The sequence below is a fragment of the Amycolatopsis sp. SID8362 genome (assembly GCF_010550475.1).
Classification (GTDB): domain Bacteria; phylum Actinomycetota; class Actinomycetes; order Mycobacteriales; family Pseudonocardiaceae; genus Amycolatopsis; species Amycolatopsis eburnea.
In genome coordinates, this window is the sequence record NZ_JAAGNB010001658.1 from 1 (window position 1) to 16,505 (window position 16,505).

General features: G+C 70.8%; 17 protein-coding genes and 1 pseudogene. 16 read left to right on the forward strand and 2 right to left on the reverse strand.

Annotated elements, in window-relative coordinates:
- A partial coding sequence (locus G3I65_RS50810) for a B-4DMT family transporter (RefSeq protein ID WP_166641616.1) occupies window positions 1–372 on the reverse strand: 372 nt, incomplete at its 3' end.
- A 62-nt stretch (window positions 373–434) separates the two neighbouring features.
- Between G3I65_RS50810 and G3I65_RS50815 the strand changes: the two genes are divergently transcribed.
- The 3 genes from G3I65_RS50815 to nusB are packed head-to-tail and all read left to right on the forward strand — an operon-like array spanning window position 435 to window position 2,587.
- Window positions 435–1,523, forward strand: coding sequence for a Xaa-Pro peptidase family protein (locus G3I65_RS50815; RefSeq protein ID WP_160703068.1), 1,089 nt, complete (start codon window positions 435–437; stop codon window positions 1,521–1,523).
- A 45-nt stretch (window positions 1,524–1,568) separates the two neighbouring features.
- A complete protein-coding gene (gene efp / locus G3I65_RS50820; RefSeq protein WP_160703070.1) occupies window positions 1,569–2,132 on the forward strand; it encodes an elongation factor P in 564 nt (187 codons plus the stop codon).
- Window positions 2,132–2,587 (forward strand): transcription antitermination factor NusB, encoded by a 456-nt coding sequence (nusB, locus tag G3I65_RS50825; protein ID WP_160703072.1) that lies wholly within the window; start codon window positions 2,132–2,134, stop codon window positions 2,585–2,587. The genes efp and nusB overlap by 1 nt, the downstream gene beginning before the upstream one ends.
- Before the next feature lie 89 nt (window positions 2,588–2,676).
- Here nusB and G3I65_RS50830 read toward each other — a convergent pair whose 3' ends face one another.
- Entirely contained in the window at window positions 2,677–3,165 is a 489-nt protein-coding gene (locus G3I65_RS50830) for a transcriptional regulator (protein ID WP_003096372.1), read from the reverse strand.
- A gap of 249 nt (window positions 3,166–3,414) precedes the next feature.
- Between G3I65_RS50830 and pyrR the strand changes: the two genes are divergently transcribed.
- The 13 genes and pseudogenes from pyrR to G3I65_RS50895 form a co-directional block, all read left to right on the forward strand.
- Window positions 3,415–4,014, forward strand: coding sequence for a bifunctional pyr operon transcriptional regulator/uracil phosphoribosyltransferase PyrR (gene pyrR / locus G3I65_RS50835; protein WP_160703074.1), 600 nt, complete (start codon window positions 3,415–3,417; stop codon window positions 4,012–4,014).
- Window positions 4,011–4,943: an aspartate carbamoyltransferase catalytic subunit gene (locus G3I65_RS50840; RefSeq protein WP_160703076.1), complete on the forward strand. Its 933-nt coding sequence runs from the start codon at window positions 4,011–4,013 to the stop codon at window positions 4,941–4,943. The genes pyrR and G3I65_RS50840 overlap by 4 nt, the downstream gene beginning before the upstream one ends.
- Window positions 4,940–6,226 carry a dihydroorotase gene (locus G3I65_RS50845; protein WP_160703078.1) on the forward strand — a complete coding sequence of 429 codons (1,287 nt, stop codon included), beginning with the start codon at window positions 4,940–4,942 and terminating at the stop codon, window positions 6,224–6,226. The genes G3I65_RS50840 and G3I65_RS50845 overlap by 4 nt, the downstream gene beginning before the upstream one ends.
- Complete coding sequence (locus G3I65_RS50850; RefSeq protein ID WP_160703080.1) at window positions 6,226–6,720, forward strand: transporter; 495 nt, start codon at window positions 6,226–6,228, stop codon at window positions 6,718–6,720. The genes G3I65_RS50845 and G3I65_RS50850 overlap by 1 nt, the downstream gene beginning before the upstream one ends.
- Window positions 6,717–7,838, forward strand: coding sequence for a glutamine-hydrolyzing carbamoyl-phosphate synthase small subunit (carA, locus tag G3I65_RS50855; protein WP_160703092.1), 1,122 nt, complete (start codon window positions 6,717–6,719; stop codon window positions 7,836–7,838). The genes G3I65_RS50850 and carA overlap by 4 nt, the downstream gene beginning before the upstream one ends.
- Window positions 7,838–11,152, forward strand: coding sequence for a carbamoyl-phosphate synthase large subunit (gene carB / locus G3I65_RS50860; protein WP_160703094.1), 3,315 nt, complete (start codon window positions 7,838–7,840; stop codon window positions 11,150–11,152). The genes carA and carB overlap by 1 nt, the downstream gene beginning before the upstream one ends.
- Window positions 11,149–11,997, forward strand: coding sequence for an orotidine-5'-phosphate decarboxylase (gene pyrF, locus G3I65_RS50865; RefSeq protein ID WP_160703096.1), 849 nt, complete (start codon window positions 11,149–11,151; stop codon window positions 11,995–11,997). The genes carB and pyrF overlap by 4 nt, the downstream gene beginning before the upstream one ends.
- Window positions 11,998–12,104: 107 nt before the next feature.
- Entirely contained in the window at window positions 12,105–12,422 is a 318-nt protein-coding gene (gene mihF / locus G3I65_RS50870) for an integration host factor, actinobacterial type (protein ID WP_003096398.1), read from the forward strand.
- Complete coding sequence (gene gmk, locus G3I65_RS50875; RefSeq protein WP_160703098.1) at window positions 12,419–13,045, forward strand: guanylate kinase; 627 nt, start codon at window positions 12,419–12,421, stop codon at window positions 13,043–13,045. The genes mihF and gmk overlap by 4 nt, the downstream gene beginning before the upstream one ends.
- A 115-nt stretch (window positions 13,046–13,160) precedes the next feature.
- Window positions 13,161–13,430: a DNA-directed RNA polymerase subunit omega gene (gene rpoZ / locus G3I65_RS50880; protein ID WP_086671175.1), complete on the forward strand. Its 270-nt coding sequence runs from the start codon at window positions 13,161–13,163 to the stop codon at window positions 13,428–13,430.
- Complete coding sequence (coaBC, locus tag G3I65_RS50885; RefSeq protein ID WP_163046902.1) at window positions 13,423–14,643, forward strand: bifunctional phosphopantothenoylcysteine decarboxylase/phosphopantothenate--cysteine ligase CoaBC; 1,221 nt, start codon at window positions 13,423–13,425, stop codon at window positions 14,641–14,643. Before rpoZ ends, coaBC begins: the two co-directional genes overlap by 8 nt.
- A 93-nt stretch (window positions 14,644–14,736) precedes the next feature.
- A complete protein-coding gene (gene metK, locus G3I65_RS50890) occupies window positions 14,737–15,939 on the forward strand; it encodes a methionine adenosyltransferase (RefSeq protein ID WP_163046904.1) in 1,203 nt (400 codons plus the stop codon).
- Window positions 15,940–16,044: 105 nt separating this feature from the next.
- A pseudogene (locus G3I65_RS50895) lies at window positions 16,045–16,505 on the forward strand (primosome assembly protein PriA); the annotation flags it as partial.

Here is a 16,505-nt window from a genome sequence, read left to right on the forward strand (position 1 = left end):
GCCGACGAACAGCCCGAGCCCGGCCGGCACCAGCACCAGCAGCGCCGAGAACGCCGCGCCGCCGGTCAGCGCGCCCCCGAGCTCCGACACGCCCGTCTGGTCGACGAACACCGCCCGCCCGATCACGTACAGCAGCCCCGACACGACCCCCGTGACCAGCGCCGCGATGAACCACGCGCGGCCGCGGTCGGGGACGCCGCGCCAGGCGTCGAGCGCGCTCCACAGCGCCGCCGCGCCGACCAGCACGGCCAGGGTCACCGACACGACCAGTGCCTGGTCCGTCGGGTGGTACACGGCGTACTTCGCCAGCAGCGTCAGCGCGACGCCGTGGAGCACCGCCATCCCCAGTCCGCGGCTCACCCAAGCGCTCATCCTGCGGAGTGTAGGCCAGGTTACTCACGAGTCGCCTGGCCACCGCGCACTAGGCTGGGCGCGTGCCCGAAACCCATGGACGACGTCGTGCGGCGCTGCGTGAGCTCCTGACCGGAGCGGGCGTGGACGCGCTGCTGATCACCGACCTGCTGAACATCCGCTACCTGACCGGGTTCACCGGTTCGAACGCCGCCGTGCTGCTGCACGCGGGCGGGGAGGGGAAGACCCTCTTCTGCACCGACGGCCGCTACACCACGCAGGCGGCCGGGGAGGTGCCCGACCTCGAGACCGTCGTCGACCGGGCCAGCGCCGCAGCCCTCGTCGCGAAGGCCGCGAAGGACCCCAAGACGTATTCGCGGGTCGGGTTCGAGAGCCAGCACATGAGCGTCGAGGAGTACGAAGCGCTCCGGCAGCAGGTGGCGCTCACGCGGACGCCCGGCCTGGTCGAGCGGCTGCGGGTGGTCAAGGACGAGGCCGAGATCGAGGCGCTGCGCCAGGCGTGCGCCGCCGCCGACCGGGCACTGGACGACCTGGTCGCCGCCGGCGGCCTCCGGCCCGGGCGGACCGAGCTGGAAATCGCCCGTGACCTGGAGAACCGGATGCTGGTGCACGGCTCGGAGGCGCTCAGCTTCGCCTCCATCGTCGCCGCCGGCGCGCACTCGGCCATCCCGCACCACCAGCCGACGCACGCCGAGCTGAAGCGCGGCGACTTCGTGAAGCTGGACTTCGGCGCCACCGTCGACGGCTACCACTCGGACATGACCCGCACCTTCGTCCTCGGCGAGCCCGCGGACTGGCAGCGGGAGGTCTACGACCTCGTGCACACCGCGCAGGCGGCCGGGGTCGCCGCCGTCGTGCCGGGCGCCGAGGTGTCCGAAGTGGACGCCGCGGCGCGGAAGGTGATCGCGGACGCGGGGCACGGCGAGCACTTCGCGCACGGTCTCGGCCACGGCGTCGGCCTGCAGATCCACGAGGCGCCCAGCTTCGCCGCGACGGGCGTCGGTACACTGTCCGCCGGTATGGCGGTCACCGTCGAGCCCGGCGTGTACCTCGCGGGACGTGGTGGCGTGCGCATCGAGGACACGCTCGTCGTGCGGGCTGGGGAGCCCGAACTCCTCACCCTGAGCACCAAGAACCTCGTGGTCGTCTGACAGCGGCCCCGAACCCGAAGATTCGACACAGGAGACTGCAAGCTCGTGGCCACGACCAACGACCTGAAGAACGGGCTCGTCCTCAACCTCGAGGGCCAGCTGTGGACCGTCACCGCGTTCCAGCACGTCAAGCCGGGCAAGGGCGGTGCGTTCGTGCGCACGACGCTCAAGCACGTGCTCACCGGCAAGGTGGTCGACAAGACGTTCAACGCGGGCACGAAGGTCGACACGGCCACGGTGGACCGCCGGAACATGACCTACCTGTACAAGGACGGCGCCGACTTCGTCTTCATGGACGGCGACACCTACGACCAGATCACGGTCCCGGCCGAGGTCGTCGGCGACAACGCCAACTACATGCTCGAGAACACCGAGGTCCAGGTCGCGGTGCACGAGAACGAGCCGCTGTACGTCGAGCTGCCGACGTCGGTCGAGATCATCATCCAGCACACCGACCCGGGCCTGCAGGGCGACCGCTCGACCGGCGGCACCAAGCCGGCGACGCTGGAAACCGGCGCGGAGATCCAGGTCCCGCTGTTCCTGTCCACCGGCGAGAAGATCAAGGTCGACACCCGCGACGGCCGTTACCTGGGCCGCGTCTCCAGCTGATGCCCACTTCGAAACCCCACCCGAACCGCGGCGGCGCGATCAGCCGCAGGCAGGCGCGCCGTCGCGCGGTGGAAATGCTGTACGAGGCCGCGCAGCGCGACACCGACGCGGTGACGCTGCTGGCCGACCGGGTCGGCGCGACCGAGGTCGACCCGATCGCGGACTACACGATCAGCCTGGTCGAGGGCGTCACCGGCCGGAAGGCGCAGATCGACGAGCTGCTGGCCGAGCACGCGCAGGGCTGGACCCTGGAGCGGATGCCGAAGGTCGACCTCGCGGTGCTGCGGGTCGGGGTCTACGAGCTGCTCTGGGCCGAGGACGTGCCGGACCCGGTCGCGATCGACGAGGCCGTGGGCCTCGCGAAGGAACTGTCCACGGACGATTCACCGCGGTTCGTCAACGGCGTGCTGGGCCGGATCGGCACCATCGCCGACCGCCTCCGCGCCGTTCTCTAGGCCTGCTGCGAGCCCCCCGACGAAGCCAGTGAGCGTCTCCGGTGCCCCACCGGGGAACGCTCACTGCGTCGGCACAGCAACACCTGCGATCAGTCTTCCTTGGAGGGACGGGCCTCCGGCGGCAGGACACCCCAGTCGATGAGCTGCTCGGTCAGCTCGCCCGGCGTCATGTCGTAGATGATCGCCAGCGACCGCAGGTCCTCGGTGCGGATCGAGAGCACCTTGCCGTTGTAGTCGCCGCGCTGGCTCTGGATCGTCGCCGCGTAGCGGGCCAGCGGGCCCACCTTTTCGGCCGGCAGCTGCTGCAGGCGCTCGAGGTTGATCACGATCTTGGTGGCGGGCTCGGCACCGGAGGGGACCCGGCCCTCGGGCAGCAGCTCGACCACCGGCACACCGTAGAAGTCGGCCAGCTCGGCCAGCTTCTGCACGGTGACGGCACGGTCGCCACGCTCGTACGAGCCGACGACGACGGCCTTCCAGCGCCCACCGGACTTCTGCTCGACCCCGTGCAGGGACAGGCCCTGCTGCTGGCGGATCCCGCGGAGCTTGGCCCCGAGCGCCTTGGCGTAATCGCCCATCTGGTCGTTCTCCGTTCTTCACCCCCCGACCGGTCGGGGTGACCGGTCCAGGGGACTCGCTGAGTCGAATACTCAGAGTAATGGTTACGCATTGTTGTCACCAGGTCAAGCAGAAGCTTGCCGCGAATCACGCCACACCACCCGGAAGACTGAGCAAAGTGCCTGCTACTGTCGGTGCGAAAGCCCCGACCAGCAGGGGAACAGACGTCCTTTAAGGACCCGTCCGGCGAGGCGGGGAAGGAGTCGGCAGTGTCGTCACGTCCGCGTGGCGCGGCTGGTTCGGCCGGGGAGCGCGAGCTCCTGACGGCCGGCGATGTCGCGCGCACGATCGCCCGAATGGCCCATCAGGTCATCGAAAAGACCGCGAACGGTGCGGAGAGCACTACCCCGCCCGTGTTGCTCGGCATCCCGTCCCGGGGCACGCCGCTCGCGGCCCGCCTGGCCGACAAGATCGGCGAGTTCTCCGGGGTCCGCCCGCCCACCGGCGCCCTCGACGTCACCCTCTACCGGGACGACCTCCGCCGCCGCCCGCCGCGCGCGCTCGAACAGACGCAGCTGCCGCCCGACGGCATCGACGACCGGGTGGTGATCCTGGTCGACGACGTGCTCTTCTCCGGCCGCACGATCCGGGCCGCGCTCGATGCCCTCCGTGATCACGGCCGCCCCCGCGCGGTGCAGCTCGCCGTCCTGGTCGACCGCGGCCACCGCGAGCTGCCGATCCGCGCCGACTACGTGGGCAAGAACGTGCCGACCGCGCGCACCGAAGGCGTGTCCGTCCTGCTGGCCGAGATCGACGGCCGCGACGCGGTGCTGCTGCGCCCGTCAGACGCACCGGGAGAAGAGTCTTGAAGCACCTGCTCGCCACCGACGGGCTCGACCCGGCGCTGGCCACCGCCGTGCTCGACACCGCCGACGAGCTGAAGCACACGCTGCTCGGCCGCGAGGTCAAGAAGCTGCCGACGCTGCGCGGCCGCACGGTGATCACCCTGTTCTACGAAAACTCGACACGCACGCGGGTCTCCTTCGAGATCGCCGGGAAGTGGATGAGCGCCGACGTGATCAACGTCTCCGCGTCCAGTTCCTCGGTCAACAAGGGCGAATCGCTGCGCGACACGGCGCTGACGCTGGCCGCCGCGGGCGCCGACTGCGTGATCGTCCGGCACCCCGCCAGCGGCGCCGCCCAGCGGCTCTCGGAGTGGCTCGCCGAGCCCGGCACGTCCGTGGTCAACGCCGGCGACGGCACCCACGAGCACCCGACGCAGGCCCTGCTCGACGCGGCCACGCTCAGGGAACGCCTCGGCTCGCTCAAGGACCGCCGGATCGCGATCGTCGGGGACGTCCTGCACAGCCGGGTCGCGCGCTCGAACATCCACCTGCTCGCCGCCCTCGGCGCCGAAGTGGTGCTCGTCGCGCCGCCGACGCTGCTGCCCTACGGCGTCGAGAGCCTGCCGGTCACCGTCTCGCACGACCTCGACGCCGAGCTGCCCGCGGTCGACGCGGTGATGATGCTGCGCGTCCAGGCGGAACGGATGCACGGCGGGTTCTTCCCGTCAGCACGCGAGTACTCGATCGCGTACGGCCTTTCGGAAAAGCGGCAGAAGCTGCTGCCGGACCACGCGGTCGTCCTGCACCCCGGCCCGATGCTGCGCGGGATGGAGATCGCCAGCGCGGTCGCCGACTCCCCGGCCTCGGCCATCACCGAACAGGTCCGCAACGGCGTGCACGTGCGCATGGCGGTCCTCTACCACCTCCTGGCCAGCGAAGGAGCCGCCGCGTGACCACCGTGATCAAGGGCGCCCGCCCCTACGGCGAAGGCGACCCGGTCGACGTTCTCGTCGAGGACGGGGTGATCACCGCGATCGGCGCCGTCGACGTCCCGGAAGACGCCGAAATCGTCGAAGCGAACGGCCAGGTGCTGCTGCCCGGCTTCGTCGACCTGCACACCCACCTGCGCGAACCCGGCCGTGAGGACACCGAGACCATCGACTCCGGCTCGGCCGCGGCGGCGCTCGGCGGGTACACGGCGGTGTTCGCGATGGCCAACACCGACCCGGTCGCCGACAACGCCGTGATCGTCGACCACGTGTGGCGGCGCGGGCAGGAGGTCGGCCTGGTCGACGTCCACCCGGTCGGCGCGGTCACCGTCGGGCTCAAGGGTGAGAAGCTCGCCGAGCTGGGCACGATGGCGAACTCGCAGGCGCGGGTGAAGGTGTTCTCCGACGACGGCCTCTGCGTCGCCGACCCGCTGCTGATGCGCCGCGCGCTGGAGTACTCGACCGCGCTCGACGTCGTCATCGCGCAGCACGCCGAGGAGCCGCGGCTGACCGTCGGCGCCCAGGCGCACGAGGGCGAGCGCGCGGCCCGGCTCGGCTACACCGGCTGGCCGGCCGCCGCGGAGGAGTCCATCGTGGCCCGCGACTGCCTGCTGGCGCTGCACGCGAACGCGCGGCTGCACGTCTGCCACGTGTCCACTTCGGGCACCACGGACGTGCTGCGCTGGGCCAAGGACCGCGGCACGAAGGTGTCGGCCGAGGTCACCCCGCACCACCTGCTGCTCACCGACGAGCGCCTGGCCACCTACGACCCGGTCAACAAGGTGAACCCGCCGCTGCGCACGGAATCCGACGCGGAGAAGCTGCGCGCGGCGCTGGCCGAGGGCGTCATCGACTGCGTGGCCACCGACCACGCGCCGCACGCCGTGCAGGACAAGGACACCGAGTGGAGCGCGGCGCGGCCGGGCATGCTGGGGCTGCAGACGGCGCTGTCCATCGTGGCCGAGACCATGGTCCGCACCGGGCTGCTCGACTGGCGCGGCGTCGCCCGCGTGATGAGCGAGCGCCCCGCCGAGATCGGCAACCTGGCCGACCAGGGTCGCCCCATCGAGGTCGGCGAGCCGGCGAACCTGACCCTCGTCGACCCGGACGCCGAGTGGACCGTCCGGGGCGCGGAACTCGCCAGCATCGCCGCCAACACCCCGTACGAGGGAATGCGGCTCCCCGGTGTGGTGACCGCGACCCTGCTGCGCGGGCGGCTCACCGCGCGGGACGGGAAGGTCTGCTGATGGAACGCCTTTGGCTGGTGCTGGCGATCGTCGCCTTCTTCCTGCTCTGCCTCTGGGGCATGTACGTGGGCTGGCGGCGCAAGGCGCGCGCGCAGAGCGTGCAGGTGCCGCCGTTCCCGGAGATCCCCGCGGAGCCGGGTGACGTCCTGCTGGAGTCCACCGGCGTCTACGTCGCCACGACGTTCGCGGGGGAGTGGCAGAACCGGGTCGTCACCCGGGGCGCGGGGCTGCGGACTTCCGCGTCCTGGCGGCTGCACGCCGGGGGCGTCGCGGTCGAACGCGGCGGAGCGCCCGGCTTCTGGATCCCGCGCGAGGCGATCACCGGCGTCCGCCGCGACTCGAAGATCGCCGGGAAGGTGATGGGCACCGACGCACTGCTCGTCGTCACCTGGCGGGCCGGCGAAACCGAGGTCGACACCGGCTTCCGCGGCGACGACCTCGACGACTATCCACAGTGGATCGAACAGCTCAAGATCAAGGGAGGTGCCCAGTGAACGCGCGCGCTCAGGCCGCACTGGTACTCGAAGACGGCCGGGTGTTCCGCGGCGCTGCCTACGGCGCGCAGGGGCGAACCCTCGGCGAGGCGGTGTTCTGCACCGGCATGACCGGTTACCAGGAGACGCTGACGGACCCGTCCTACCACGGGCAGATCGTGGTGCAGACGGCGCCGCAGATCGGCAACACCGGCTGGAACGACGAGGACGACGAGTCCTCGAAGATCTGGGTCAACGGCTACGTCGTCCGCGACCCCGCGCGCACGCCGTCCAACTGGCGCTCCAAGCGCACGCTGGACGAAGAGCTGGTGCGCCAGGGCATCGTCGGCATCGCCGAGGTCGACACCCGGTCGCTGACGCGGCACCTGCGCGAGCTGGGCGCGATGCGCGCCGGGGTGTTTTCCGGCGACGCGCTGGGCGCGGTCGACGAGATGGTCGCGGAGGTACTGGCGAGCCCGAAGATGGAGGGCGCCGACCTGGCCGGCCAGGTCACCACGCCGCGCTCCTACGTGGTTCCCGCGGAGGGCGAGACGCGGTTCCGGGTAGTCGCGCTGGACCTGGGCATCAAGTCCAACACCCCGCGCCAGATGGTCAAGCGCGGCATCGAGGTGCACGTGCTGCCCTCGACCTCGACCCTGGACGACCTGCTGGCGGTCGAACCGGACGGCGTGTTCCTGTCGAACGGCCCGGGCGACCCGGCCACGACGACGCACGCCACCGAGCTGACCAAGCAGGTCCTGGGCCGCGAGATCCCGCTGTTCGGCATCTGCTTCGGCAACCAGGTCCTGGGCCGCGCGCTCGGCCTGGGCACGTACAAGATGCGCTACGGCCACCGCGGCATCAACATCCCGGTGATCGACGTCGCGACCAAGCAGGTCGCGATCACCGCGCAGAACCACGGCTTCGCCCTGGAAGGCGAGCCCGGGCAGCGCTTCGAGTCGCCGTTCGGCGCGGCTCAGGTCAGCCACTACTGCGCCAACGACGGCGCGGTCGAAGGCCTGCGGGCGTTCGACGTCCCGGCGTTCTCGGTGCAGTACCACCCCGAAGCCGCGGCCGGGCCGCACGACGCGGCCCCCCTGTTCGACGATTTCGTTTCGCTCATGGAGAAGAAGGCCTGATGCCGAAGAGGACGGACATCCAGCACGTGCTGGTGATCGGCTCCGGGCCGATCGTGATCGGGCAGGCCGCGGAGTTCGACTACTCCGGTACCCAGGCCTGCCGGGTGCTGCGCAGCGAAGGCCTGCGCGTGTCACTGGTGAACTCGAACCCGGCCACCATCATGACCGACCCCGAGTTCGCCGACGCGACCTACATCGAGCCGGTCACGCCGGACTTCGTCGAGAAGGTCATCGCCGAGGAACGCCCCGACGCGATCCTCGCGACCCTCGGCGGGCAGACCGCGCTCAACTGCGCCGTCGCCCTGCACGAGCGCGGCGTGCTCGACAAGTACGGCGTCGAGCTGATCGGCGCCGACATCGACGCCATCCAGCGCGGTGAGGACCGGCAGAAGTTCAAGGACATCGTGCGCACCATCGGCGCCGAGGTTCCGCGCTCGCGCGTCTGCCACGACATGGACGAGGTCCGCGCCACCGTCAAGGAACTGGGCCTCCCGGTCGTCATCCGGCCCTCCTTCACCATGGGCGGGCTCGGCTCCGGCATGGCGCACACGCCCGAGGACCTCGAGCGGCTCGCGTCCACCGGGCTCACCGAGTCGCCGGTCACCGAGGTGCTCATCGAGGAGAGCGTGCTCGGCTGGAAGGAGTACGAGCTCGAGCTGATGCGCGACAAGAGCGACAACGTCGTGGTCGTCTGCTCGATCGAGAACGTCGACGCGATGGGCGTGCACACCGGCGACTCCGTCACCGTCGCGCCGACGATGACGCTCACCGACCGCGAGTACCAGGTGATGCGCGACGTCGGCATCGCCGTGCTGCGCGAGGTGGGTGTCGACACCGGCGGCTGCAACATCCAGTTCGCGATCAACCCGCGTGACGGCCGGATGGTCGTCATCGAGATGAACCCGCGCGTGTCCCGGTCGAGTGCGCTCGCCTCCAAGGCCACCGGCTTCCCGATCGCCAAGATCGCCGCGAAGCTCGCCATCGGCTACACCCTCGACGAGATCCAGAACGACATCACCGGCGAGACGCCGGCGGCGTTCGAGCCCACTTTGGACTACGTCGTCGTGAAGATGCCGCGGTTCGCCTTCGAGAAGTTCCCGGGCGCGGACCCGACGCTGACCACGACGATGAAGAGCGTCGGCGAAGCGATGTCGTTCGGCCGCAGCTTCCCCGAGGCGCTCGGCAAGGTGATGCGGTCGATCGAGACCAAGGCGACCGGGTTCTGGACGCTGCCCGACCCCGAGGGCGTCACGCTGGAGTCCACTCTGGACTCGCTGCGCACGCCGCACGAAGGCCGGCTGTACGAAGTGGAACGCGCGCTGCGGCTCGGCGGCACCGTCGAGCAGGTGCACGAAGCCTCCGGCATCGACCCGTGGTTCATCGACCAGATCGCCCTCATCGGCGAGGTCGGCGCCGAGGTCCGCGACGCGCCGGTGCTGGACGGCGACCTGCTGCGCCGCGCCAAGCGCACCGGCCTTTCGGACCGCCAGATCGCCGCGCTGCGGCCGGAACTGGCGGGCGAGGACGGCGTCCGCGCGCTGCGCCACCGCCTCGGCGTGCGGCCGGTGTTCAAGACCGTCGACACCTGCGCGGCCGAGTTCGCGGCCAAAACCCCTTACCACTACTCGGCTTACGAGTCGGACCCCGACGCGCAGTCCGAAGTGGCCGTTCAGTCCGACAAGCCGAAGGTGCTCATCCTCGGCTCCGGCCCGAACCGGATCGGCCAGGGCATCGAGTTCGACTACTCCTGCGTGCACGCGGCGATCGCGTTGCGGGAGGCGGGTTTCGAGGCCGTCATGGTCAACTGCAACCCGGAAACCGTGTCCACCGACTACGACACGTCCGACCGGCTGTACTTCGAGCCGCTGTCCTTCGAGGACGTCCTCGAGGTCGTGCACGCCGAGCAGGCGTCCGGCACGGTCGCCGGCGTGATCGTCCAGCTCGGCGGGCAGACCCCGCTGGGACTGGCGAAGCGCCTGGCCGACGCCGGTGTCCCGGTGGTCGGGACGCCGCCGGAGGCCATCCACCTGGCCGAGGACCGCGGCGCGTTCGGTGAAGTGCTCACCGACGCCGGGCTGCCCGCGCCGCGCTACGGCACGGCGACATCCTTCGAGGGTGCCAAGCGGATCGCCGACGAGATCGGCTACCCGGTGCTCGTCCGCCCGTCGTACGTGCTCGGCGGGCGCGGCATGGAGATCGTCTACGACGAGGAGACCCTGGCCGGCTACATCAGCCGCGCCACGGAGATCACCCCCGAGCACCCGGTGCTCGTCGACCGCTTCCTCGACGACGCCATCGAAATCGACGTCGACGCGCTGTTCGACGGCGAGGAGCTCTACCTCGGCGGCGTCATGGAGCACATCGAGGAGGCCGGGATCCACTCCGGCGACTCCTCGTGCGCGCTGCCGCCGATCACGCTCGGGCACACGGACCTGCAGGCCGTCCGCCGCTCCACCGAGGCGATCGCGCGCGGCGTGGGCGTGCGGGGGCTCCTGAACGTCCAGTACGCGCTCAAGGACGACGTCCTGTACGTCCTGGAGGCCAACCCGCGCGCGTCGCGCACGGTGCCGTTCGTGTCCAAGGCGACGGCGGTGCCGCTGGCCAAGGCCGCCGCGCTGGTGATGACCGGCTCGTCGATCAAGGACCTGCGCCGCAGCGGTGTCCTGCCGGCCGAGGGCGACGGCGGGCAGCTGCCCGCCGACTCACCGGTCGCGGTCAAGGAAGCCGTGCTGCCCTTCCACCGCTTCCGCACCCCCGAGGGCCACGGCGTGGATTCCCTGCTGGGCCCGGAGATGAAGTCCACCGGCGAGGTGATGGGCGTCGACGTCTCCTTCGGCAAGGCCTTCGCCAAGTCCCAGAGCGGTGCCTACGGCTCGCTGCCGACATCCGGGCGCGTGTTCGTCTCGGTCGCCAACCGCGACAAGCGCTCGCTGGTGTTCCCGGTGAAGCGCCTGGCGGACCTCGGGTTCGAGATCCTCGCCACGTCCGGCACCGCGGAAGTGCTGCGGCGCAACGGGGTCGCGTGCACGGTGGTGCGCAAGCACTACGAGGGGTCGACCGAAGCCGAGCCGAACATCGTGGACGTCATCCTCGCGGGCGAGGTCGACATGGTGATCAACACCCCTTACGGCAACAGCGGTCCCCGCGTCGACGGCTACGAGATCCGCACCGCCGCGGTGTCGCGCGACATCCCGTGCGTGACGACCGTGCAGGGCGCCGCGGCGGCCGTGCACGGCATCGAGGCGCTCATCCGGGGCGACATCGGGGTGAAGTCCCTGCAGGAGCTGCAGGCGGCGCTGAAGGCGAAGTCGTGACGGCGGGGGAGCGGTTCGGGGCGCGGCTGGCCAAGGCCGTCGCGGCCCGCGGCCCGCTGTGCGCCGGCATCGACCCGCACCCGGGCCTGATCGAGGCCTGGGGGCTCCCGGTGGACGCTTCGGGCCTGGAACGGTTCGCGCTGTCCGCCACGGAGGTCCTGGCGGCCCGCGCGGCGATCGTGAAGCCGCAGTCGGCGTTCTTCGAAAGTTTCGGGGCCGCCGGTGTCCGCGTCCTGGAACGGGTGGTGGAGACCGCCCGTGCCGCGGGCGCGCTGGTGCTGCTGGACGTCAAGCGCGGCGACATCGGGTCCACGATGGCCGCGTACACGGCCGCGTACGTGGCCGACGGCGCTGCGATCGCGGCCGACGCCATGACCGTTTCGCCGTACCTCGGGTTCGGCTCTTTGGCCCAATGCGCCGAAACGGCGGTCTCCGCGGGGCGCGGCATCTTCGTGCTTGCTCGGACTTCGAACCCCGAAGCGGCCGCGGTGCAGAACGCGAAGCTGCCCGACGGGCGCACGGTGGGGCAGTCGATCGTCGATTCCGCGGCGGCGCTCAACGCAGCCGCGGCACCGCTCGGCGATGTAGGGGTCGTCGTCGGCGCCACCGTTGCGCCGGGGGAACTCGATCTCTCGCGGCTGAACGGTCCGGTGCTGGCACCCGGTTTCGGGGCCCAGGGAGCCACTGTGGCCGATTTGAAGGCGCTTTTCGGAGCGGGACTGCCGGGCGTGCTGCCCGCGTCGTCCCGCGACATCCTGAAGTACGGTCCGGAGCACCAGGCTTTGCGCCAAGCGGTCGAACGCGTCGCCGAAGTGCTGGCCGACCCGCAGGAAAACGGCCAATAGCAGGGGCCGGAACCCGGTCCCACCAGGCACCCCCGCATTGTGGCCGGTGCTCACGGGTGGGTACCGTCGCGTCACCCACCCAGATTTGAGAACTACCGGAGGAAAACGTGGCACTTCCCCAGCTGACAGAGGAACAGCGCGCTGCGGCGCTGGAGAAGGCCGCCGCCGCTCGCCGCATCCGTGCTGAGCTGAAGGAGCGGCTGAAGCGGGGCGGTACCACTCTGGTCGACGTGCTGAAGCAGGCCGAGGAGAACGAAGTCCTCGGCAAGATGAAGGTTTCGGCTCTGCTCGAGGCCCTTCCGGGCGTCGGCAAGGTCCGCGCGCAGCAGACCATGGAACGACTGGAGATCGCCCCCAGCCGTCGCCTCCGCGGTCTCGGCGACCGGCAGCGCAAGGCGCTGCTGGCCGAGTTCAGCGGCGAGTGAACGGCGACGGTCGTGACTACCCGGTGACCCCGGGCGCCGACCGCGGCGGTGAGCCGGTGACGGGGGACCTCCCCCGGCACCGGCTCACCGTCGTATCGGGGCCTTCGGGGGTCGGGAAGTCGAGCGTGGTGGGCGAGCTGCGGAAGCTGGAGCCCGACATCTACTTCAGCGTCTCGGTCACCACGCGCAAGCCCCGCCCCGGCGAAGTCGACGGCGCGCACTACCACTTCGTCGACCGCGCCGAGTTCGACGCGATGATCGCCGACGGCAGGCTCCTGGAGTGGGCCGAGTTCACCGGCAACCGCTACGGCACCCCGCGCGAGCCGGTCGAGAAGGCGCTCGCCGAGGGCCGCCCGGCGATCCTGGAGATCGAGCTCCAGGGCGCCCGCCAGGTCCGCGCGGCGATGCCGGAGGCGCGGCTGGTGATGCTGATGCCGCCGTCCTGGGAAGAACTGGTCGGCAGGCTGACCGGGCGCGGCACCGAGAACGAGGCCGCCGTGCAGGCCCGGCTGGCCGAAGCGGAGCGCGAGCTGGCGGCCGCGGGGGAGTTCGACCACCGCGTCGTCAACGCCGACGTGCGGGAGGCCGCCGAGCACTTGCTAAACTTGATTACTGATCAGTGAACCTTATTCAGCCGTCGGTCGGCGCGAGCGTCACCGCAGGCAGGCAGCCTGCGGTTCCGTGGCGCCAACCTAGCCAGAATAAGGTTCAGTCTTCCGAAGAATCGGAGCACCACGCGTGACCAGCCAGATCGCCTTGACCGAAGAACTCGAGGGCATCACCAACCCCCCGATCGACGACCTGCTCGAGAAGGTCAGCTCGAAGTACGCGCTGGTGATCTACTCGGCCAAGCGCGCCCGCCAGATCAACGACTACTACGCCCAGCTGGGCGAGGGCCTGCTGGAGTACGTCGGCCCGCTCGTCGAGCCGGGCCCGCGCGAGAAGCCGCTCTCGATCGCGCTGCGCGAGATCCACGGCGGCCTGCTCGAGCACACCGAGGGTGAGTAAACCCCGCGTCGTCCTGGGCGTGGGCGGCGGCATCGCCGCCTACAAGGCCTGTGAGGTGCTGCGCGGGCTGACCGAATCCGGTCACGACGTCCGCGTGGTCCCCACCGAAGCCGCGCTGAACTTCGTCGGCGCGGCGACCTTCGAAGCCCTCTCGGGGCACCCGGTGCACACCGGCGTGTTCACCGAGGTGCCGGAGGTGCAGCACGTCCGCGTCGGCAAGGAAGCCGACCTGGTCCTGGTCGTCCCGGCCACGGCGAACCTCCTCGCCAAGGCCGCCCACGGCCTCGCGGACGACCTGCTGACGAACACCCTGCTCACCGCCCGGTGCCCGGTCGCCTTCTTCCCGGCGATGCACACGGAGATGTGGGAGCACCCCGCGACCCGCGCCAACGTGGCCCTGCTGCGCTCGCGCGGCGCGATCGTCACCGAGCCCGACTCCGGCCGGCTGACCGGTGTCGACACCGGCAAGGGCCGCCTGGCGAACCCGGCCGAGATCGTCGACCTGGCCCGGCTGCTGCTGGCCCGGCCGGACGCCCTCCCGCGCGACCTCGAAGGCGTCCGCGTCGTCGTGTCGGCGGGCGGGACGCGCGAGCCGCTCGACCCGGTCCGCTACCTGGGCAACCGCTCGTCGGGCAAGCAGGGCTACGCGCTGGCCCGCGTCGCCGCCCAGCGCGGCGCCGACGTCACCCTGGTCACCGCGCACACCGTCGCGCTGCCGGACCCGGCGGGCGCGACCGTGCAGCACGTCTCGACGGCCGAGGAGCTGCGGCAGGCCGTGCACGCCGCGTCCGAGCGCGCCGACGTCGTGGTGATGGCCGCCGCCGTGGCCGACTTCCGGCCGGCGAACCGGGCCGACCACAAGATCAAGAAGTCCGACGACCAGCCGGACCCGGTGATCACCCTCGACCGCAACGCGGACATCCTGGCCGAACTGGTGCGGAACCGGCGGGCCGGGCAGGTCGTCGTCGGCTTCGCCGCGGAAACCGGCGACGAGCACGGCAGCGTCCTCGACCACGCCCGCGCGAAACTCAAGCGCAAGGGCGCGGACCTGCTGGTCGTCAACGCCGTCGGGGACGGCAAGGCGTTCGGCACCGAGGACAATTCGGGCTGGCTGCTAGGGGCCGATTCCACTGAAAAACCCCTACCTCTCGTGCAGAAAGCGGAACTGGCGTCCATGGTGTGGGACGCTGTTGTGAGCTTCATGAAGCGTTGACCGTCCCTGGAGCGATAGTCAGTACGCTTGCACTGGTAAGGGGTGCCTAACTTTCCGGGCATCCGACGTCTAGGTGAGGAAGTGACGGCCACCGTGACCGCGTCTAGCAGCAGATTGTTCACCTCGGAGTCGGTGACCGAAGGGCACCCCGACAAGATTTGCGACGCCATCAGCGACTCGATCCTCGACGGTCTCCTGTCGAAGGACCCGCGCAGCCGCGTCGCGGTCGAGACCCTGATCACCACCGGCCAGGTGCACGTGGCCGGCGAGGTGACGACCGAGGCCTACGCCGACATCCCCACGATCGTCCGCGACGTCATCCTCAAGATCGGCTACGACTCCTCCGCCAAGGGCTTCGACGGCAACTCCTGCGGGGTCAACGTCGCCATCGGCTCGCAGTCGCCCGACATCGCCCAGGGCGTCGACACCGCCTACGAGTCGCGCGTCGAGTCGGACGAGGACGAGATCAACCGCCAGGGCGCCGGCGACCAGGGCCTGATGTTCGGCTACGCCTGCTCGGACACCCCCGAGCTGATGCCGCTGCCGATCGCGCTGGCCCACCGGCTCTCCAAGCGCCTGACCGCGGTCCGCAAGGACGGCGTGCTGCCGTACCTGCGCCCGGACGGCAAGACCCAGGTGACCATCGAGTACGCCGGCGACCAGCCGGTCCGCCTCGACACGGTCGTCGTGTCCTCGCAGCACGCCGACGGCATCGACCTGGAGAAGATGCTCAGCGTCGACGTCAAGGAGCACGTCGTCGGCCCCGAGCTCGAGGGCCTGGGCATCGACACCTCCGGCGCGCGCCTGCTGGTCAACCCGACCGGCCGCTTCGTCATCGGCGGCCCGATGGGCGACGCGGGCCTGACCGGCCGCAAGATCATCGTCGACACCTACGGCGGCATGGCCCGCCACGGTGGCGGCGCGTTCTCCGGCAAGGACCCGTCCAAGGTCGACCGCTCCGCCGCGTACGCGATGCGCTGGGTGGCCAAGAACGTCGTCGCCGCGGGCCTGGCCCAGCGGACCGAGGTCCAGGTCGCGTACGCGATCGGCAAGGCGGCCCCGGTCGGCCTGTTCGTCGAGACGTTCGGCACCGAGACGGTCGACCCGTCGAAGATCCAGCAGGCCATCACCGAGGTCTTCGACCTCCGGCCGGCGGCGATCATCCGCGACCTCGACCTGCTGCGCCCGATCTACGCCCCGACCGCGGCGTACGGCCACTTCGGCCGTCCCGAGCTCGACCTCCCCTGGGAGAGCACGGCTCGCGCGGAGGCACTGAAGTCGGCCGCCGGCGCCTGACCCGCAAGTCCGTGAAGGCCTCCTTACCGGCTTTTATGCCCGGTAAGGAGGCCTTCACGGCGTTCGGCGTTGGGGGTGTCGGAGGGGTCTGGTAGAGATCTCGGCGTGAGCAGTTCCGAGCCCGCCGCCCTCTGGGAGCTCCCGGAGAAGCCGCCTTCGCCCAAGGCGGCGCCCTCGCGCGCCCGGAAACCGCCGAAGCCCGGCGCGAAGGCCAAGGGCGCGCAGTCGCCCGCGCCGGAGCGACCGGTCGCGCGGATCGTCGTCGACATCCCCCTGGCCCACCTGGACCGCACGTTCGACTACCTCGTGCCCGAGAAACTGCACGAGACCGCCGTGCCGGGTTGCCGCGTCCGTGTCCGGTTCGCCGGCCAGCTCGTCGACGGCTACGTCATCGAGCGCGGCGAATCCAGCGAGTACGACCGGAAGCTGGCGTTCCTGGACCGCGTGACGTCGGCCGAGCCGGTGCTGCCGCCGTCGTTGCACGCGCTGTGCCGGGCGGTGGCCGACCGCTACGGCGGCACGCTGTCGGACGTCCTGCGCCTGGCGATCCCGCCGCGCCACGCCAA